Origin of the sequence: Agrococcus terreus (genome assembly GCF_014645235.1) — a bacterium.
GTDB lineage: Bacteria > Actinomycetota > Actinomycetes > Actinomycetales > Microbacteriaceae > Agrococcus > Agrococcus terreus.
This window is the reverse complement of the sequence record NZ_BMLM01000001.1, coordinates 87,398-105,645: the sequence shown is the minus strand read 5'-3', so window position 1 is coordinate 105,645 and position 18,248 is coordinate 87,398. Positions and strand designations below refer to the sequence as shown.

Genomic DNA, 18,248 nt, shown 5'->3' with positions numbered 1-18,248 from the left:
CGGTCGCGCGGGGCTGCCTGGGTCACGGCGATCCCTCCAGCCGGTCGACGATGGCCTGCGCGGCCGTGAGCGAGTCGGCGGAGATCGTCTGCTCGACGTTCCGCCGGTTGAAGGGCGTCAGCTCGTCGGCGGCGATGCCGGTCTCCTCGACCTCCGTCGAGAGGCCGAACGGCCCGATCTGCTGCTGGATGCCCTGGTAGATCGCGACGTTGCCGGCCTCGTTGACGCCGACGAAGTAGCGGTCCTGGGTCCACTGGTAGAAGACGGTGGAGAGCAGCACGATGCCGACGATCGCCAGCGCGGCGCCCGCGCCCCAGCTGAGGCGGCGGTTGCGGCGCATGCGGCGCTGCTCGGCGAGCAGCTCCTGCAGGAACTCCTCGCTCTCGGGCTCGAAGTGCTCGAACGCGGGCTGCTGCCGCGCCTGGCGCGGGTGCAGGATGAGCTGCGAGAGGCTCACCGAGGTGCGTTCGGGCTCGACGGCCTCGTAGCTGATCGGGGCGGCGGCGGCACCGACCGTCGTGGGCTCGATCGACGAGGGCAGCACGTCGTCGACGTCGCACAGGACGACCGTGACGTTGTCGGGGGCGCCGCGCGAGAGCGACTCGTTGACGAGGCGCTGCACCGTGGAGGGCGTGTCGAGGCCCTGCTCGAGGATCGCGCGGATGCGCTCCTCGTCGACGTAGCTCGAGAGCCCGTCGGAGCAGACGAGCCAGCGGTCGCCGGGCAGCGCCTGCTCGACCGCGGTGTCGATCTCGGGGTTCGTCTCGACGTTGCCGAGCACGCGCATGACGACGTTGCGCCGCGGGTGGTGCTCGGCCTCCTCGCGCGTGATGCGGCCGGCCTCGACGAGCTTCTGGACGAAGGTGTGGTCGGTCGAGATCTGCTCGAGCGCGCCCACCCGGTAGCGGTAGATGCGGCTGTCGCCGATGTGGGCGATGGCCATCCGGTCGCCGACCCGGATGATGCCGGAGCCGGTCGTGCCCATGCCGGAGAGCTCGGGGTGCTCGACCATCGCCTGCTGGAGCGCGTCGTTGCCCGCCCGCAGCGCCTCGGCGAGCGCCTGGGCGGCCTCCTCGGCCGTCGCGTACTCGCGGTCGGCCTCGCGCGCGCGGCGGGTGACGATCGCGCTCGCGACGTCGCCGCCCGCGTGCCCGCCCATGCCGTCGGCGACGAACCACAGGTGCGCGCCCGCGTAGCCGGAGTCCTGGTTCTCCGTGCGGATGCGACCGACGTGGCTGATCGCCGCGGCGAGGGGCGCGCTCAAGCTCAGCGCCTCAGCTCGAACGTCGTCGTGCCGATGCGGATCGAGCTGCCGACGCGCACGGGCGTGGCCTCGGACACGCGCTTGCCGTCGACGAAGGTGCCGTTGGTGGATCCCTGGTCCTGCACCATCCACTGGTCGCGCCAGCGCACGATCTTCGCGTGCGAGCCGGAGGTGTAGTCGTCCTTGATCTGCAGGCCCGAGCCGCTCGAGCGCCCGATCGTGAGCCCGGTCTCCGGCAGGTCGAGCTCGAGCCCGGTCTTGGGGCCCGAGGTGACGACGATGCGACGCGCGAGGCCGCCGCCGGCGGGCGCGGCCCGTTCGGTGATCGTCGTCGGGGTGTCGGAGGCCGCGGCGGCGGGCGCCGGAGCCGTGGTCCCGGTGGTGCCGGCGCTCCGCGAGCGCTGGCTCTGCACCGCCACCTGCTGGAGCTGCGTGAGGCGCGGCCCGAAGAGGTCGCTGCGCAGCGAGTACAGGACGATGAAGATGAACAGCCACAGGAGGGCGAGGAAGCCGATCCTGATGATGATGAGGGTCAGCTCGCTCACGAGCGCTCCTTGGACTGCGCGAGCACGCGGTAGACGATGCGGGTGGCGCCGATGTCGATGATGGAGTCGGGCTCGAGCAGGGCGGTCTTCAGCGTCCTGCCGTTGAGGGTCGTGCCGTTCGTGGAGCCGAGGTCGCTCACCTGGGCGCGGGTGCCGTCCCAGATGATCTCGGCGTGCTTGCGGCTGGCGCCCGCGTCGTCGACGGTGATGTCGGCGTCGGAGCCGCGGCCGATGATCGTGCGGCCGCGGCGCAGCGTGTGGCGCCGGCCCTTGATGTCGACGACGGCGGTCCACACGACCTCGCCGGCCTCGGTGTCGGCGTCGATCTCGAGCATGCCCGTCGAGAGGCCCTCGTCGGCCTCGAGCGCGAGGTCGATGGGGCCGGGGAACGAGTAGCCCGAGCTGCGCGCGTGGCCCTGCACGGTGCCCGAGAGCTCCTCCAGCAGGGCGTCGCCGAGCCGGCGCAGCCGCTGGTGGTCGGCGGGCGCGAGCCGCACCGTGAGGCGGTTCGGCACGAGGATGCGGTCGCGCGACACGACGGTCGCGCTCGTGTCGAGCTCGCGCTTCAGCGCGCTCGCGATCTCGACCGGCTCCACGCCGGAGCGGAACGTCTTCGCGAAGGCGCCGTTCACCGCCTTCTCGAGGCCGCGCTCGATCGAATCGAGGAATCCCATGGGTGACCGTCACCTCCCTTCAGCCGCACCAGCGTACCCGGCCGGACTTGAGACCTGATATTCTCGTGGGGTTGCCCGGCCTGCGCCGGGTCTCGCGCGAGTGGCGGAATTGGCAGACGCGCTGGCTTCAGGTGCCAGTGTCCGTACGGACGTGGGGGTTCAAGTCCCCCCTCGCGCACGATCGGCCCCGGGGCTCCACCCCCGGGGCCGTTCCACGTCTGTGGCCGAATCTTGCGGCCGGGCGCGCTAGGGCTCGAGCACCACCTTGATGCAGCCGTCCTCCTTCTTCTGGAACGTCTCGTAGAGCTCCGGGCCCTGCTCGAGCGGCACGCGGTGCGTCGTGAGGTCAGCGGTGCCGAGCGGGTCGGCCTCGTCCTCGACGAGGGGCAGCAGCGCGTCGCGCCACGTCTGCACGTTGCACTGGCCCATCCGGATCGCGATCTGCTTGTCGAAGAGGGTCATCATCGGCATCGGGTCGGCGCTGCCCACGTAGACGCCGCTCAGCGAGACGGTGCCGCCGCGGCGCACCGCGTCGAACGCCGTGTGCAGCGCGGTGAGCCGGTCGAGCCCCGCGTGCTGCATCATCGGCTTCGCGAGCGCGTCGGGGAGCGCGCCGACCACCGCCTGCGCCGCAGCCGTGCCGGGCGCGCCGTGCGCCTCCATGCCGACGGCGTCGACGATCGCATCCGGCCCGCGGCCGTCGGTGAGGTCGCGGAGCGCGTCGAGCGCATCCGGCATGTCGAGGGTCTCGACGCCGTACCGCTCGGCCATGGCGCGCCGCTCCGGCACCGGCTCGACCGCGATGACGCGGTGGCCGAGGTGCCGGCCGATGCGCGCCGCGAACTGGCCGACGGGGCCGAGGCCCATGACGCCGAGCGTGCCGCCCTCGGGCACGTCGGCGTAGGCGACGCCCTGCCAGGCGGTGGGGAGGATGTCGGAGAGGAAGAGGTAGCGGTCGTCGGGCAGCGCGCTGCCGACCTTCGTCGCGTTGAAGTCGGCCAGCGGCACGCGCAGCCGCTCGGCCTGGCCGCCCGGCACCGAGCCGTAGAGCGACGTGTAGCCGTAGAGGCTCGCACCGGATCCGGTGTCGCGGTTCTGCGTGGTCTCGCACTGCGTCGTGAGGCCCCGCGCGCACATGAAGCAGTCGCCGCACGCGATGACGAAGGGGATGACGACGCGGTCGCCGGGCAGGAGGCCCTCGACGGCCGAGCCCACCTCCTCGACGATGCCCATCGGCTCGTGGCCCAGGATGTCGCCCTTCGCGAGGAACGGCGCGAAGAGCTCGTACAGGTGGAGGTCGGAGCCGCAGATCGCGGTCGACGTGATCCGGACGATCGCGTCGGTCGGCTCCTGGATGCGAGGATCCGGGACCTCCTCGATCGTGACGTTCCGCTTGCCCTGCCAGGTGAGTGCTCGCATGTCCCCCAACGTACGCAGGTGGGGGACAAGGTGGGCCGCATTCGGATCGGACGGTCAGGGGACGCGCACCGCGCGCACCGCCTGACCGCCCGGCCCGGACTCCTCGGCGCTCACCGCTCCTTGGTGACCTTCCCGATGAGCGTCTCGCCCACGGCGATCCGGTCGCGGTCGTCGTCGCCCGGCACGCGGTCGCCGCGGAGGCTCCGGCCGGCCGTCTCGTTGAAGGTGAGGATCGCGACGAGGCCGATGATGCCGGCGACCGTCATGTAGAAGCCCGGCACCAGCGTCGAGCCCGTGCTGTCGATGAGCGCCTCGTTGATGAGGCCCGCGGGCCCGCCGAGCAGCGACGTGGCGACGTTGTAGCCGAGCGCGAAGCCCGCGTAGCGGACGGTCGTGGGGAACAGCGCCGGCAGCGAGGCCGAGATGTTGCACAGCAGCATGACGAGGAACAGGCCGAAGATCGCGAGACCCAGCACCTGCAGCGCGACGACGCCCGTGTTGAGCAGCATGATCGCGGGCACCGAGAACAGCGTGAAGCCGATGGCCGCGGTGAGCAGCAGCGGCCGCCTGCCGATCCGGTCGGTGAGCGCGCCGAGCGGCACGATCACCGCCATCATCACGAGCTGGACGCCGACGAGCATGAGGCCCGCCTGCGTCGCATCCATGTCGAGCGAGGTGGTGAGGAACGTGGGCATGTAGGTCAGCACGAGGTAGAAGGCCGTGTTGATGAGGATCGTGATGCCCATGATCTTCAGCAGCTGCTTCGGCTGCTGGGTGACGAGGTCGCGCAGCGTCTGCCAGGCGCTCGTGCGGGTGTCCTGCTGCTTCGCCTCGGTGAAGGTCTCCGGGTCGTGGAGGCGGGCGCGCATCGCGAGGGCGACGAGGCCGAGCGGCAGGGTGAGCAGGAACGGCAGGCGCCACCAGCCGGCCTCCATCGCATCCGGGCCCAGGATCGTCTCCATCGCGGTGACGAGGATCGCTGCGGCCGAGAAGCCGAGCAGGGTGCCGAACTCGAGGAACGAGCCCCAGAAGCCGCGGCGGTCGTCGGGCGCGTGCTCGGCCATGTAGACCGCGGCGCCGGCGTACTCGCCGCCGGCAGAGAAGCCCTGGATGATGCGCAGCAGGAACAGCAGCGCCGGCGCGAGCCAGCCCGCCTGCTCGTAGGTGGGGATGAGGCCGATCGCCGCGGTGGCGAGCGAGATCATCAGGATGGTGAAGACGAGCACCTTCTGGCGCCCGATGCGGTCGCCGAGCGGGCCGAGGATCGCGCCGCCGAGGGGGCGCACGAGGAACGAGATCGCGAAGCCGAAGAGCGTCCAGAGGATGGCGTCCTCGGTGCCGCCGAAGATCTGGTTCGAGAGGTGCACGGCCAGGTAGCCGTAGATGCCGTAGTCGAACCACTCGATGGCGTTGCCGGCCATCGCGCCCATGACGGACTTCTTCACGGTCTTGCGCTGGATGGGCGAGAGGTCGTGCTCGCGGGTGATGGGCGGGAGGCCCCCGTCGGGGGCTGCGGGGGCGTGCTGCTCGGTCATGGCCGTACCTTCCGGTGTCGGGGTCGTGCGTCGTGCAGGGATGCGGGATGGGGTCGGTGTGGCGTGCGGCTCAGCCGGCGTCGTGGAGGGCGAGGGCCATGCGGACGTAGGCGCGCGCGGCGGCCTCGAGGTCGTCGATGCGCACGCGCTCGTCGGGCTGGTGGGCCTGGCCGGTGATGTCGCCCGGGCCGAGGATGACCGTCGGGCAGCCGTGGTGGCGGGCGATGAAGCCGCCCTCGCACGCCGCGGTCCACGCCTCGACGGGCGCCTCGCGGCCCTCCGCGGCGAGCGCGTCGACCGCGGCGGCCACGAGCGGATGCCCGGGCGCGGTCTCGAAGCCGGGCATCTCCATGAGGAGCGCGGCGCTCGCGGTGCAGCCGCCGTCGCCGAGCGCGTCGGCGATGCCGGCCTCGAGCTGGGCGAGCGCCTCCGCGCCCGTCTCGCCCGGCATGAGCCGCCGGTCGACGAGCAGCGTGCAGCGGTCGGGCACGATCGAGGTGCCGTGGCCGCCCTCGATGCGGCCGACGCTCCAGGTGGCGGAGCCGAGCAGGCCGAAGGCGCCGGCGCGGAGCCGCGCGTGGTCGTCGGCGATCCAGGTCGCGATGCGCGCGGCGGTGGTGATGGCGCTCGCGCCGTCCTCGGGCCGTCCGGCGTGCGCTGCGCGGCCTGCGACGTCGACCTGCAGGTTCGCGGCGCCGCGGCAGGCGATGACGACGGCGAGGTCGGTCGGCTCGGCGACGATGCAGGCCCGGTAGTGGGAGGGCGGCTCACCCAGGTGCGCCTGCACGCCGGTGGCGAGGTCCTCCTCGTCGACCGTGACGAGCAGCTCGAGCGGCAGCTCGGGGCGCGCGCGGTGCACGGCGGCGAGCGCCTGCAGCGCGGCGGCCAGGCCGCCCTTCATGTCGGTGGCGCCGCGGCCCGTGAGCCAGCCGTCGGCGACGCGCGGGCTGAAGGGGTCGGCGTGCCAGCCATCGCCCGCGGGCACGACGTCGCTGTGGCCGAGCACGAGCACGCCGGGCGCCTCCGCGCTCGGATCGGGCCCGAAGCGCACCGAGAGGTTGGGGCGGCCGGGCGCGACGAGCTGCCGGCGGCTGCGGCCGCCGAGGCGCGAGGCGATCGTCTCGAGCATCCGGACCGCCGCCAGCTCGGTGCCGCCGGGGTTCTCGCTCGCGGCGAGGATGAGCGCGGAGGCGTCGGCGACGATCGTCGCGCCGTCGACGAGGGCGAGCGCCGCCTCGACGGCCGCCGCCTGGCCGGACGCCGCGCCGGCGCTCACGCGCCCTCCCGCACGATGAGCTCGCGCGGCGCGTCGGTGAGCACCTCGACGCCGCCGTCGTGGAGCGCGACCGATTCGCTCAGCTCGCAGCCGTAGCCCGACATCCACATGCCGGCGATGACGTGGAAGGCCATGCCGGGCTCGAGCACGGTCTCGTCGTCGCCGCGGATCGAGACGGTGCGCTCGCCCCAGTCGGGCGGGTAGCCGATGCCGATCGAGTACCCGAGTCGGCTCGGCTTCTCGATGCCGTGGGCGGCGATGTGGTCGCGCCACAGCGCGTGCACCTCGGCCACGGCGCGGCCGGGCCGCAGGCCGTCGAGCACGAGCTGGAGGCCCTCGGCGGTGATGTCGGCGAGCTCCCGGAGGCGGTCGTCGGGCACGCCGAGCGAGATCGTGCGCGCGAGCGGCGCGTGGTAGCGGCGGTGCGCGCCGGCCAGCTCGATCGAGACGGCCTCGCCGGCGCCGAGCCGGCGCGCGCTCCAGGTCATGTGCGGGGTGTCGGCCGACTCGCCCGTGGGCAGCATCGGCACGATCGCCGGGTAGTCGCCGTCGGCGCCCTCGACGCCCGTGGCCTGCGCGTGCTGGATCGCCGCGGCGACGTCGTTCTGCCGCGCGCCCGCGGCGACGGCGTCGATGCCCGCGCGCATCGCGGCGCTCGCGACGAGGCCCGCGCGGCGCAGCAGCACGAGCTCCGCGGGGCTCTTCACGAGCCGCACCCAGTTGACGAGGTCGCGGCAGTCGACGAGCGTCCACTCGGGCAGGCCGCGCTCGAGCGCGTGGAACGAGCGCACCGACAGGAAGTGCGCCTCCGCCTCGTAGCCGATGCGCCCGCGGCCGCCGAAGCCGTGCGCGTGCAGCTGCTCCGCGGCCCAGTCGAAGGGGTGCACGTCGCGGCGGTGCACGAGGGCCTCGGGGTAGCCGAGGATGCGCTCGCGCGGCGTGCGCGCGGTGCGGTGCGCGCCGCCCGCGTCCATCTGCCGCATGATGAGCAGCGGCTCGCCCTCGAGCGGCACGAACAGCAGCTGCGGCATGTAGAACGACCATGCGTCGTAGCCGGTGAGGTAGTGGAGGTTCGCGGGATCCACGACGACGAGGCCGTCGAGGCCCGCGTGCCGCATCCGGTCGCGCGTGCGCTCGAGGCGCTGGGCGAGCTCCGCGTCGCCGATCCGGCCCTCGTCCTCGCGCATCCGCTCGTCCGTCACCGCGCCGCCCCCTCGTGCCTGCTCGTGCCTGCCCGTGCCTGTCCGTGTGCCCGTGCGGGCAACCCTACGCCGCGGCGCTGGGGGCAGGGCGGAGCGGGGCGGCGGGGCGGCGGCCGCCGGCGCGGTCAGTCGCGGAGCGGCACGAAGGCGTAGCCGGTGCCGTCGATGCGCACCTCGGGCGACCCGTCGACGACGTCGACGACCACCATCGAGCCCGCGACCGGCGCGACGAGCCGGCCGCCGGGCGCGAGCTGGTCGACGAGGGCGTCGGGCATGCGGCCGAGGTCGGCCGAGACGAGGATGCGGTCGAAGGGCGCGAGCGAGGGCAGGCCGAGCACGCCCGGCGCGGCCTGCTCGATCGCCGCGTCGACGCCCGCGTCGCGCAGGTGCGCCCTACCCATCTCCACGAGCTGCGGCACGAGCTCGACGCCCGTCACCGCGGCGCCGAGGGTCGCGAGGATGGCCGTGGTCCAGCCGCTGCCGGAGCCGACGTCGAGCACGCGGTGCCCGGCGCGGGCGTCGAGCAGCACGAGCATGCGCGCGACCGTCGACGGCTGCGAGCAGGTCGCGTCCCAGCCGATCCCGACAGGCAGGTCGGCGCCGGCGAGGTGGCGGACGGAGGGTGGCAGGAACCCCGGGCGCGGCACGGTCGCCATGGCGCTGGCGACGCGCTCGACGACGCCCGGTTCGACCGGCAGCTCGTGCACCGCGCACCTCCCGCGGACGTGAGAAGCGGTGCGGACTGGCTCAGAGACGCTTGCTTCGAGTCGCAAGTGCTGGTGAAGGCGCCTGGTCGGTCCGCACCGCTTGGCTTGGCTGCGACCCTACGCCCGGCTCAGGGCCGGGTCAACGGATCAGGCTGGATCCGCGGGCGTGTCGGGTGCGGCGGACGGGTGGGCCGCGCGGCCCTCCTCGGGCGCCTGCGGCTTGCGGACGCCCGGGTGGCCCTTCGGGATCGCGGCGAAGAGCACCCATCCCGAGGCCGCCACGCAGGCGATGACGAGCGGATAGGTGAGCGCCGCGCGCATGACGGCGAGCCAGGTCGGCTCGTCGAGCCACCACAGCGCCGTGAAGACGACGACCCGCACGACGTACTGCAGCACCCAGATCCAAGAGGCGCGGGCGTAGGCGCGCAGGAGCGCCGGGTCGCGCCGCCAGCGCGTGCGCGTGCCGATGAGGCCGCCGACGATGACGCCGAGCAGCGGCCACCGCACGAGGATCGAGATCGCCCAGGCGAGCGCGCTCGCCGCGTTCGAGAGCAGCTGGATGAGGAAGAAGTCGCGCGCGTCGCCCGTGTAGTAGGCGACCATCGCCGCCACGGCGGTCGCGAGCATCCCGATGAGGGCTGCGCGCGGGCGCCGCCGCTGCACGAGCGCGACGACGACGAGCGCGGCGCTCGCGGCGATCGACCACCCGACCGCGACGGAGAGCGCGCCGCCGCTCGCGAGCCACGCCGCGAGGAACGCGATCGGCGGGATCGACGCCTCGAGCGCCGTCCTCCCGCCGCCGAGCAGGCGCGAGAGCGACTCCTCGCGCGTCGGGTCGCCGTCGGCGTCGAAGCGGGCGCCGTCCACGGGAGCGGGGCTCTCGGCAGGGGGTCGGCGCACCAGGTAAGGATACCCTTACCGCCGCCGCCGCGCCCAGGCGGAGGCGGCCTCCGGGACCTCATCGAGGCGCGCGCGGCGCGGTTTGCGACCTCAGCTCGTCGCCCAGCCCTCCGGGCCCGTCGAGCCCGCCGGGTAGGACGCCATCGGCACGTCGTCGCGGCGCCACGCCTCGAGCACCGGCTCGACGATGCGCCAGCACTCCTCGGCCGCGTCGCCGCGGACCGCGAGCCGCGGGTCGCCGTCGAGGATCGACGCGAGCACCTCGCCGTAGGGGAGCAGGTGCGCGCCGCCGAGCTCGCCCCGCAGCACCGTCTGCTCGAGCGTGAACGGGTCGCCCTTGCCGTTCGTGGTGAGGTGCAGCTCGAAGCCGTCGGGCTTGAAGTCGATGACGAGCTTGTCGGGGGTGTCGCGGCCGTGCATCCCGCTCGGCACGTGCGCGGGGGCGCGCCAGTGGATCACGGCGCGCTTGCGCACCTCGCCGAGCGACTTGCCCGAGCGCAGCACGAAGGGCACGCCCGCCCAGCGCTGGTTGTCGATCGCCACCTCGATCTCGGCGATCGTCTCGGTGCCGCGCGCCGGGTCGACGCCCTGCTCGGCGGTGTAGTCGGGCACGGCGCGGCCGTCGATGTCGCCCGCGGCGTAGCGCCCCCGGCGGGAGTCGCGCACCGGGTCGACGACGCGCGCGGCGCGCAGCACCTGGCCGACCGCGTCGCGCAGGTCGCGCTCGCCGACCGAGGCGATGGGCTCCATCGCGAGCATCGCCATGATCTGCAGCAGGTGCGACTGGATCATGTCGCGCAGCGCCCCGTTGCGGTCGTAGTAGCCCGCGCGGTCCTCGAGCGTGACGGTCTCGTCGTAGAGCACCTCGACGCGCTCGATGCCGTCGCGGTCCCACACCGGCTCCATGAGCCGGTTGGCGAAGCGGAGGCCGATGAGGTTGAGCACGGTGTGGAGGCCGAGCATGTGGTCGATGCGGAAGACCCGCTCCTCGGGCACGATCCGGGTGACGAGCGCGTTGAGCTCGCGGGCGGTGGCGAGGCTGTCGCCGAAGGGCTTCTCGATCGCGAGGATCGTGCCGCCGGGCACCCCGATCCGCTCCAGGGCCGCGCAGACGAGCTCGGTGACGTGCGGGGGGAGGGCGAAGTAGATGACGAGCCGGTCGCACGGGATGCTCGCGAGCAGCGCACGGAGCGCCTCGTCGTCGGTCGCGTCGCCTGCCGCGTAGCGCGTGGTCGCGAGCACGGCGTCGGCCGCCGGCGCTCCGGCGCCGCCCTCGGCGAGCGCGTCGCGCACGCGGCCGTGCCAGTCGTCGGCGTCGAGCTCGCGGAGGTCGGCGCCCACCACCTGCAGGCGCCGCTCGGGCTGCGAGGCGAGGAGCGTGCCGATGCCCGGCAGCAGGAGGCGCCGGGTGAGGTCGCCCGAGGCGCCGAGGATGAGCAGGGTGGTCGCCGGCTGGCTCGTCATGCGCCGAGTCTGGCACCGCGCCGGTCGACGCGCGCTGGGCGCCACCCGCTGCGGGGCGCCGTGCGGGGCATCACCAGATGACGCCGCCGCCGATCGAGATGCCGCCGTAGGTGAGGAGCACGAAGACGCCCGCGACGACGGCGGGGGCGATGCCGCGGCCGCCCGCGTGGCGCGACTTGAAGAGCGCGATGACGGCGAGGATCGCCGCGACCGCGGCGAGGCCGCCGCCGAGGATCAGGCCGACGAAGAGCGGGATGGGCATGAGGATCAGGCCGAGGAGGCCGATCCAGAACGCCCACCAGCCCCACGGGTTGGAGCGCTTGGTCTGCATGCCTCCATCGTCCCAGCGCCATGCTCGGAGGATGCATGGAGGAAGGTGCGCCGATCATGCGGTTCCGGGATTGCGGACGCTGTTACGGGATGCTTCACTGGACACAGGCCAGAGGGGCCGGGCCCCCGGGTCCCCTCGACCCAGAGCCGCCTCCCCGGGTGTCGTGACCACCCGGGGAGGCGGTTCGTTCACGTGGTGCCGGTCGCGGGCCGACGTGCCAGGCTGGGGCCATGACGCGAGCACTGCACCTCTCGGGGGATCCCGCGGCCGACGCGCTGCTGTCGGAGGACGACTTCGCCCTGCTCACGGGCATGCTCCTCGACCAGCAGATCACCATGGAGGCCGCGTTCGCCGGCCCCGCCAAGCTGCGCGACCGGATCGGGCGGCTCGAGCCGGCCGAGGTCGCCGGGATGGATCCGGACGCGTTCCAGGCCGTCATGGCCGAGAAGCCCGCGGTGCACCGCTTCCCGGGATCGATGGCGAAGCGCGTGCAGCAGCTCGCGCAGGCGATCGTGGACGACTGGGGCGGCGACACCGCGGCGATCTGGCGCCAGGGCTCGCCCGACGGGCCGGAGGCGCTGCGGCGGCTGCAGGCGCTGCCGGGCTTCGGCGAGCAGAAGGCGCGCATCTTCCTCGCCCTGCTCGGCAAGCAGTGCGGCTTCGAGGGCGCCGGCTGGCGGGAGGCCGCGGGCGCGTACGGCGAGGAGGGCGCGAAGCGCTCGGTGGCCGACATCGTCGACGCCGACTCGCTCGCCGAGGTGCGGAAGGCCAAGCAGGCGGCGAAGGCGGCCGCGAAGGCCGCGAAGGGGTAGGCGCCCCCGCCGTCCTTCCGCTGGTCGAGGAGGCCGCGCCGCCCGCAGGGCGCTGCCGTCTCGAGACCCGCCGCCCGGTTCTCAGCCGCATCCCCTAGCGTCCGAGCATGTCCGCGCTGCTCGACCGCCTCCGCCCCCTCCCGACGCCGGAGGATGCGGACGCCCTCGCCGCGATGCAGGCCGACCGGGCGCGCAGCTCCCGTGCCTGGCTGCTCGCCGGCGTCGTCGGCGCGCATGCGGCGTCCTCGGCGCTCTTCGGCGCGCTCGACCGGCCGACGCTGCCGATCGCGATCGGCGTCGCGCTGCTCGCGGTCGCGCTGCTCGGCATGGGCATCGCGCAGTCGGTGCTGCTCGTGCGGGCCGAGCCGAGCCGGCGCGGCGCGCAGCTGAGCATCGGCATCCTCGTCGCGCTCGGCCTCGCGGCCGCGCCGCTCAGCGGCCTGCTGCTCATCTTTCTCGGCATCCCGATCGTCATGCTGCCGCTGGCGATGGCGGCGGTCGCCATCGCGCTCATCGTCCGCGGCGTCCGCCGACCGGGGCTGCGCGGAGCCCCGGGCGCGACGCTGCTCGGGCTCGCGGCGGTGCTCGCGGCCACCGCGCTCGTCGCGATCGATGGGCTGGTCCTGATGCCGACCACGCTCATGCCCGACCTCCCGCTCGGCGAGGCCTACGCCCTGCTCGCGGCATCGGGCGAGGACCATGGCATCGCCTGGATCGTGAACGTCTCGGCCGCCTGGATGGTCGCCTCCGCGCTGCTGGCCGTCGGGCTCTGGATGGCCGGGGTCGAGGACGGGGCCGCGCTCGGCTGGATGCTCGCCGCCGGCGCCGCCGTCCTGGTCGCGCGGCCGGTCGCCGAGTTCGGCCTCGGCATGAGCATCGGCGACGTCGGCTACTCGGGCGGCATGTCGATCGCCGACGCGCCGCTGTGGCTGCTCACGACGGCGCTCGCCGCCGCGGCCAGCTGGCTGCTGCTCGGCCGTCCCCGCGACCGGGACCTCCCCGAGGCACCCGCCGCGGACCCGGCGTAGGGACCGAGCATGGCGCGGCTCCTCGATCGTCTGCGTCCGCTTGCGGCGCCCGAGGATCCGCGCGCGCTCGCCTCCATGCAGGCGGACCGCGCTCGCAGCGCCCGAGCCTGGCTCGTCGCGGGCCTGGTCGGCGCGCACGCGGCCGCCCTCGCCGCGCTGGGGGCCGGCGGCGGACCGATGCTGCTCGTCGCGCTCGCGACGGCGCTCGCCGCGCTGTGGATGCTCGTCGTCGGCGCCGCGCAGGCTGTCCTCCTCGTGCGCGCCGAGCCGCGCCGCCTCGGCGACTGGCTCGGCGGCTCGGTGCTGGTCGCCCTGGGTCTGCTGACGGCGCCGCTCGCCGGGATGCTCGCGTTCGTCGGCGGCGGCATCCAGCAGATGCTGCCGTTCGTCTTCGTCGCCGTCGCCGGCTGCGTGCTCGTGGCGGGCCTCCGCGCTCGCGCGACCCGGCGCGAGCCGCGTGGCGCGCTCCTCGGCCTCGCGGTCGCGCTGGCAGCGGCCGGCGTCGTCGCGACCGACGGGATCGTGCTCGTGCCGCTCGGCCTCGTGCCCGGGCTGCCGCTCGAGCAGGTCCACCTCGCGCTCGAGCGAGCCGGCGAGGGGCACGCGGTGCCGCTCGTCGCCGCGCTCGCCGTCGCCTGGGCCGTGGGCTCCGTGCTGCTGGCGGCAGGCCTCTGGGCCTCCGGCACGCGCTCGGCGACCGCGCTCGGCATCATGCTGGGCGCCGCGACGCTCATCCTCTTCGGCCGCGTCGCGGCGCACGGCGTCATGGGCTGGGCGCTCGCCGACCTCGGCGACCTCAGCGGCGGGCTGCTCCACGATGCGCCGCTGTGGCTGCTCACCGCCGCCGTCGGCGCGACCGCGAGCTGGCTCGTGCTCGGGCGGCCGCGGGCCGCCGGGTCCGAACCCGCCTAGGCGTCCTCGGGCCAGCGGCCGAAGCCCCGGCCGCTACCGGTCGCGCCGCTTCGCGCGGCCGCGCGGCAGCAGCTCGACGTCGGGGATGCGCGGGCTCGGCAGCGAGCCGCTCGCGTCGTCCACGACCGTGCCGAAGCGCCCGCGCTCGCCCTCCGCCGCCTCGCGCTCGCGCATCCACGTCTCGCGCGCCTCGGCGACCGTCGCGTGGTCGGTGCCGACGAAGTTCCAGAACATGACGATCTCCTCCTCGAAGGGCTCGCCGCCCAGGAGGATCGCGACCGCGTCGGCCTCGCCGCTGACGGCCGCGCCGGTGACGACCGCGTGCTCGCGGCCCGGGTCGAGGTAGGCCATCGCGCCGCGGGGCACGGGCACGTCGTCGACGAGCACGCCGTCGGTGAGCGCGAGCACCCCGTGCTCGAAGGCCGGCGCGAGCGCGAGCGGCGCCTCGGCACCGGCCGCGATCCGCAGCTCGACGCCGAGCAGCGGCGTGAACGACGGCACCGCGGCCGTGACGCCCGCGTGCGAGCCCACGAACACGCTCGCGCGCGCGCCCGGCGCGAGCTCGACCTCCGGCAGCGCGTCGTGCCCCTCGAACGAGGGCTCCCGCTCGCGCTCGCCCCGCGGCAGCACCGTCCACAGCTGCACGCCGTGCAGCACGCGCGTCTCGGGCGTCGAGTACTCGCTGTGCGCGATGCCGCGTCCGGCGGTCATGAGGTTGAGGCCGCCCGGGCGCACCGTGTGCCGGCCGCCGGCCGAGTCGCGGTGCTCGATCGCGCCGTCGACGAGCCACGACCACGTCTGCAGGCCGGTGTGCGGATGCGGGGGCACGTCCATGCCCGGCCCGCCGCCGAGGTCGGTCGGGCCGAACGCGTCGGCGAAGCACCAGGCGCCCACGAAGTGGCGGTGCTTGTTCGGCAGCACGCGCTGCACGGGCATCGCCCGCGGGCCGCCGAGCGGCACGTCGCGGGGCAGCAGCAGCTCGACGCCCGCCTCGAGCGCCTCCTCGACGCAAGCCAGCTCGCTGTCCTCGACGATCGTCGCCTCGTCGTTGCTCATGGCCCCACGCTACGCCGCGCCGCCCGTGCTGGTCCGGCGCCGCCCTGGTGGCCCGCACGTCGCGTCGGTAGCGTGCGCGCATGACCACCCGGATCGACAACGTCGGCATCGCGGTGCGCGACCTCGAGGCCGCCATCGCCTTCTTCACCGACCTGGGCCTCGAGCTGCTCGGCCGCGACGAGGTGTCGGGGGAGTGGGCCGACACCGCGGTCGGGCTCGACGGCAACCACGCCCGCATCGCCATGCTCGAGGCGCCCGGCGGCCAGGGGCGCATCGAGCTGTTCGAGCAGCTGCACCCCGACGCGATCGAGACCGAGCCGACGCTCCCGAACGAGATCGGCATGCACCGGGTGGCGCTGCAGGTCGACGACATCGACGCCTCGCTCGCGCTCGCCGCGCGCCACGGCTGCGCGCCGCTCCGCGGCGTCGCCGACTACCAGGGCGTGTACCGCCTCACCTACCTGCGCGGGCCGAGCGGCATCCTCGTCATGCTCGCGCAGGCGATGCAGCCCGGCTGAGCGCCGCCGCGGCCGCAGGTCGGGGGTCCCGCGCGGCATCCACGCGGTGCCAGGATGGTCCGTCGGGCGGCCCGCCCTGGCCGTTCGAGGACCCACGAGGAGGGGCGCGATGGACTGGCGCGTGAAGTCGGTGGAGGCATCCATCCGCGATGCGGACGACGCGGAGCGGAGCCTCAAGCGCTCCCTCGGCACCTGGGACCTGGCGCTCATGGGCATCGCCGTCGCCGTCGGCGCCGGCATCTTCTCGGTCGGCGCGCAGGCCGCCGCGAACTTCGCCGGCCCCAGCGTCATCGTCTCGTTCATCCTCGCCGCCGTCACGTGCGGACTGGCGATCATGTGCTACGCCGAGTTCGCCTCCACGGTGCCCGTCGCCGGCTCCGCCTACACGTTCACCTATGCGACCATGGGCGAGCTGCTCGCCTGGATCATCGCGTGGGACCTCATCCTCGAGATGTTCACCGCCGCCGCCGTGCTCGCGAAGTACTGGGGCGTCTACCTCGGCGAGGCGCTGCTGGCCTTCGGGCTGCCGTTCGCGCCGACGATCGAGCTCGCGGGCCTCACCATCAGCTGGCCGGCGTTCCTCATCGTCGCCGTCTTCACCGCGCTGCTCGTGGCGGGCACGCAGCTCACCGCGCGCGTCGGCGCCGTCTTCACGGTGATCAAGGTGCTGATCGTGCTGTTCGTCATCGTCGTCGGCCTCTTCTTCGTGCAGGCGGCGAACTTCACGCCCTTCATCCCCGAGGCGGTGCCCACCGAGGGCGGCGCGACGGATGCGTGGACGCAGTCCCTCTTCTCCTGGATGACGGGCGCGGCCCCCGCGCAGTACGGCGTCTTCGGCCTGCTCGCCGCGGCCTCGCTCGTCTTCTTCGCCTTCATCGGCTTCGACGTCGTCGCGACGAGCGCCGAGGAGGTCAAGGAACCGCAGCGCACCCTGCCGAAGGGCATCTTCCTGGGCCTCGGCATCGTCTCGCTGCTCTACGTGCTCGTCTCGATCGTCATGACCGGCATGGTCTCGTACCGCGACCTCGCGGCCGAGGAGGAGCCGTCGCTCGCGACGGCCTTCCGCCTCGTCGGCCAGGACTGGGCCTCCGCCGTCATCTCGCTCGGCGCGCTCGCCGGTCTCACGACCGTGATCATGGTGCTGCTGCTCGGCCTCTCGCGCATCGTGTTCGCGCTCTCGCGCGACGGCCTCCTGCCGCGCTGGCTGTCGAAGACCTCGGCGCGCAAGACGCCCGTGCGGATCCAGCTCATCGGCGGCGCCGTCGTCGCCGTCGTCGCGGCGTTCTTCGAGGTGGGGCTGCTCGAGGAGATGATCAACATCGGCACGCTCTCGGCGTTCGTGCTCGTGAGCATCGCCGTGGTCGTGCTGCGCCGCACGCGCCCCGATCTGCCGCGCGGCTTCCGCGTGCCGTGGTCGCCCGTGCTGCCGATCCTCTCGGCCGGGCTCTGCCTCTGGCTCATGCTCAACCTCACGACGCTCACGTGGGTGCGGTTCCTCGCCTGGCTCGCGATCGGCATCGTCATCTACCTGCTCTACGGCCGCCGCCACTCGCGGCTCGGCCGCGAGGGCGCGACCGACCTGCCGGCGGTGACGCCGCAGGGCTGAGCGCGCGGGCGCCCCTCGGATCCGGGACCCCTCCGCGCATCGAGGACCCGCACGAGCGGGTCCCGGATGCGCGGAGGGGTCCTCGATCGTGCGGGCGCGGAGGCCGCGTCCAGCGGGCTCGGACGGCGCGCACCGACCGCGCCCCTAGGGTCGCCGCATGGGGGACACGAGGGAGCGGCGCAGCAGCGGGACGGCCAGGGCGACGACCGGGGGGACGGCAGGCGCTGGCCCCGGATCGGGGGTCGCCCGCGCGATCGGCTGGGCGCTCGGCGCCGGGTTCGCGGCGCTCGCGGCCGTGCGTCGCCCGCATCCCATCCACCCGCACGGCGTGGTGCTGCACGGCTCGCTGACGCGCTCCGGCAGCGACCTCGCGACGGGCGTGCCGTGGCTCGACGAGCCGGCGGACGCGGTGCCGGTGCTCGCGCGCGCCTCCCGCTCGGCGGGCGTGCCCGCGCCGCTGCCGGACGTGATCGGCCTCGCGGTGCGGCTCGACGGCGGCGGCCGCCCCGCCGACCTCGAGCTCGCGTCGACGGGCGTCGGATGGCCGTGGCGGTTCGGGCTCGTGCCGCACGGCTCGCCGTCGAAGGCGCTGCTGGGCTCGCTCCTGCCGTACCGGACGCCCACCGGGCCGGTGCTGCTCGCCGCGCGCACGATCGCGCCCGACGACCTCCCCGCCGAGCCGGATGCGCTCGCCCGGCGGCTCGAGCGGCAGCCGTGGCGGCTCGCCGTCCTCGCGGCGCGCCCGCGCGGCGACTGGCACCGCATCGGCGAGCTGACGCTCCGCCGGGCGCCGGGCCCGCGCGACGCGCTGCTGCGCTTCGACGCCGGCCGCCACCCGCTGCCGGGCACCGAGCAGTACGACTGGGTGCGACGGCTGCGCGACCCGGCCTACCGGCGCGTGCAGGGCGACATCGACGCCGGCTGAGCCCGCCCGCCTCGCGCCGGAGCGCTGCTGGACCCGGTCCTGCGCCGTGGACCCGATCGTTCGGGTCCACGAGT

The 18,248-nt window shown here is 74.4% G+C and carries 18 protein-coding genes and 1 tRNA gene; 7 read left to right on the top strand and 12 right to left on the bottom strand.

What is annotated here, in order from left to right:
• Positions 1-22: 22 nt before the first annotated feature.
• From IEW90_RS00520 to IEW90_RS00510, 3 genes are read right to left on the bottom strand one after another with little or no spacing between them, the layout of a single operon-like run.
• Complete coding sequence (locus IEW90_RS00520) at positions 23-1,264, bottom strand: PP2C family protein-serine/threonine phosphatase (protein WP_188714893.1); 1,242 nt, start codon at positions 1,262-1,264, stop codon at positions 23-25.
• Between the two features lie 2 nt (positions 1,265-1,266).
• Positions 1,267-1,809, bottom strand: a complete 543-nt coding sequence (locus tag IEW90_RS00515) for an FHA domain-containing protein FhaB/FipA (protein WP_188714891.1) — start codon at positions 1,807-1,809, stop codon at positions 1,267-1,269.
• Positions 1,806-2,483, bottom strand: a complete 678-nt coding sequence (locus tag IEW90_RS00510) for an FHA domain-containing protein (RefSeq protein WP_188714889.1) — start codon at positions 2,481-2,483, stop codon at positions 1,806-1,808. The genes IEW90_RS00515 and IEW90_RS00510 overlap by 4 nt, the downstream gene beginning before the upstream one ends.
• 94 nt (positions 2,484-2,577) lie before the next feature.
• On the opposite strand from IEW90_RS00510, the gene IEW90_RS00505 reads away from it, so the two are divergent.
• Positions 2,578-2,661, top strand: a tRNA-Leu gene (locus IEW90_RS00505).
• A gap of 68 nt (positions 2,662-2,729) precedes the next feature.
• On the opposite strand, the gene IEW90_RS00500 is transcribed toward IEW90_RS00505, so the two are convergent.
• The 8 genes from IEW90_RS00500 to IEW90_RS00465 form a co-directional block, all read right to left on the bottom strand.
• Complete coding sequence (locus IEW90_RS00500; protein ID WP_188714887.1) at positions 2,730-3,902, bottom strand: zinc-dependent alcohol dehydrogenase; 1,173 nt, start codon at positions 3,900-3,902, stop codon at positions 2,730-2,732.
• 110 nt (positions 3,903-4,012) lie between these two features.
• Positions 4,013-5,437 (bottom strand): MFS transporter, encoded by a 1,425-nt coding sequence (locus IEW90_RS00495; protein ID WP_188714885.1) that lies wholly within the window; start codon positions 5,435-5,437, stop codon positions 4,013-4,015.
• Positions 5,438-5,507: 70 nt separating this feature from the next.
• Positions 5,508-6,713 (bottom strand): M20 family metallopeptidase, encoded by a 1,206-nt coding sequence (locus tag IEW90_RS00490; protein ID WP_229679425.1) that lies wholly within the window; start codon positions 6,711-6,713, stop codon positions 5,508-5,510.
• Entirely contained in the window at positions 6,710-7,915 is a 1,206-nt protein-coding gene (locus IEW90_RS00485; protein WP_229679424.1) for a M24 family metallopeptidase, read from the bottom strand. Before IEW90_RS00485 ends, IEW90_RS00490 begins: the two co-directional genes overlap by 4 nt.
• 125 nt (positions 7,916-8,040) lie before the next feature.
• The gene (locus IEW90_RS00480) at positions 8,041-8,622 is read right to left on the bottom strand and encodes a protein-L-isoaspartate O-methyltransferase family protein (protein WP_229679423.1); all 582 of its coding nucleotides are present in this window, start codon (positions 8,620-8,622) and stop codon (positions 8,041-8,043) included.
• A 147-nt stretch (positions 8,623-8,769) separates the two neighbouring features.
• Entirely contained in the window at positions 8,770-9,522 is a 753-nt protein-coding gene (locus IEW90_RS00475; RefSeq protein WP_229679422.1) for a DUF3159 domain-containing protein, read from the bottom strand.
• A 90-nt stretch (positions 9,523-9,612) separates the two neighbouring features.
• Entirely contained in the window at positions 9,613-10,986 is a 1,374-nt protein-coding gene (locus IEW90_RS00470) for a glucose-6-phosphate dehydrogenase (RefSeq protein ID WP_188714882.1), read from the bottom strand.
• A gap of 70 nt (positions 10,987-11,056) precedes the next feature.
• Entirely contained in the window at positions 11,057-11,317 is a 261-nt protein-coding gene (locus IEW90_RS00465; RefSeq protein ID WP_188714881.1) for a hypothetical protein, read from the bottom strand.
• A 230-nt stretch (positions 11,318-11,547) separates the two neighbouring features.
• Between IEW90_RS00465 and IEW90_RS00460 the strand changes: the two genes are divergently transcribed.
• From IEW90_RS00460 to IEW90_RS00450, 3 genes are all read left to right on the top strand, one after another.
• The gene (locus tag IEW90_RS00460; protein WP_188714879.1) at positions 11,548-12,129 is read left to right on the top strand and encodes an HhH-GPD-type base excision DNA repair protein; all 582 of its coding nucleotides are present in this window, start codon (positions 11,548-11,550) and stop codon (positions 12,127-12,129) included.
• Positions 12,130-12,236: 107 nt separating this feature from the next.
• Complete coding sequence (locus tag IEW90_RS00455) at positions 12,237-13,157, top strand: hypothetical protein (RefSeq protein ID WP_188714877.1); 921 nt, start codon at positions 12,237-12,239, stop codon at positions 13,155-13,157.
• A 9-nt stretch (positions 13,158-13,166) separates the two neighbouring features.
• On the top strand, positions 13,167-14,069 hold the full coding sequence (locus IEW90_RS00450; RefSeq protein ID WP_188714875.1) for a hypothetical protein: 903 nt from the start codon (positions 13,167-13,169) through the stop codon (positions 14,067-14,069).
• 33 nt (positions 14,070-14,102) lie between these two features.
• On the opposite strand, the gene IEW90_RS00445 is transcribed toward IEW90_RS00450, so the two are convergent.
• Positions 14,103-15,125, bottom strand: coding sequence for a pirin family protein (locus IEW90_RS00445; protein WP_188714873.1), 1,023 nt, complete (start codon positions 15,123-15,125; stop codon positions 14,103-14,105).
• A gap of 80 nt (positions 15,126-15,205) precedes the next feature.
• On the opposite strand from IEW90_RS00445, the gene IEW90_RS00440 reads away from it, so the two are divergent.
• From IEW90_RS00440 to IEW90_RS00430, 3 genes are all read left to right on the top strand, one after another.
• Positions 15,206-15,643, top strand: coding sequence for a VOC family protein (locus IEW90_RS00440; RefSeq protein ID WP_188714871.1), 438 nt, complete (start codon positions 15,206-15,208; stop codon positions 15,641-15,643).
• A 109-nt stretch (positions 15,644-15,752) separates the two neighbouring features.
• Positions 15,753-17,249 (top strand): APC family permease, encoded by a 1,497-nt coding sequence (locus IEW90_RS00435; RefSeq protein WP_188714869.1) that lies wholly within the window; start codon positions 15,753-15,755, stop codon positions 17,247-17,249.
• A gap of 157 nt (positions 17,250-17,406) precedes the next feature.
• Complete coding sequence (locus tag IEW90_RS00430; RefSeq protein ID WP_188714867.1) at positions 17,407-18,174, top strand: hypothetical protein; 768 nt, start codon at positions 17,407-17,409, stop codon at positions 18,172-18,174.
• Positions 18,175-18,248: the final 74 nt, after the last annotated feature.

Bases quoted from the DNA above. Each gene is read 5' to 3' on its own strand.
- IEW90_RS00510 (WP_188714889.1), bottom strand. From the start codon at position 2,483: ATGGGATTCCTCGATTCGATCGAGCGCGGCCTCGAGAAGGCGGTGAAC.
- IEW90_RS00500 (WP_188714887.1), bottom strand. From the start codon at position 3,902: ATGCGAGCACTCACCTGGCAGGGCAAGCGGAACGTCACGATCGAGGAG.
- IEW90_RS00495 (WP_188714885.1), bottom strand. From the start codon at position 5,437: ATGACCGAGCAGCACGCCCCCGCAGCCCCCGACGGGGGCCTCCCGCCC.
- IEW90_RS00470 (WP_188714882.1), bottom strand. From the start codon at position 10,986: ATGACGAGCCAGCCGGCGACCACCCTGCTCATCCTCGGCGCCTCGGGC.
- IEW90_RS00465 (WP_188714881.1), bottom strand. From the start codon at position 11,317: ATGCAGACCAAGCGCTCCAACCCGTGGGGCTGGTGGGCGTTCTGGATC.
- IEW90_RS00460 (WP_188714879.1), top strand. From the start codon at position 11,548: ATGACGCGAGCACTGCACCTCTCGGGGGATCCCGCGGCCGACGCGCTG.
- IEW90_RS00455 (WP_188714877.1), top strand. From the start codon at position 12,237: ATGTCCGCGCTGCTCGACCGCCTCCGCCCCCTCCCGACGCCGGAGGAT.
- IEW90_RS00450 (WP_188714875.1), top strand. From the start codon at position 13,167: ATGGCGCGGCTCCTCGATCGTCTGCGTCCGCTTGCGGCGCCCGAGGAT.
- IEW90_RS00445 (WP_188714873.1), bottom strand. From the start codon at position 15,125: ATGAGCAACGACGAGGCGACGATCGTCGAGGACAGCGAGCTGGCTTGC.
- IEW90_RS00440 (WP_188714871.1), top strand. From the start codon at position 15,206: ATGACCACCCGGATCGACAACGTCGGCATCGCGGTGCGCGACCTCGAG.
- IEW90_RS00435 (WP_188714869.1), top strand. From the start codon at position 15,753: ATGGACTGGCGCGTGAAGTCGGTGGAGGCATCCATCCGCGATGCGGAC.
- IEW90_RS00430 (WP_188714867.1), top strand. From the start codon at position 17,407: ATGGGGGACACGAGGGAGCGGCGCAGCAGCGGGACGGCCAGGGCGACG.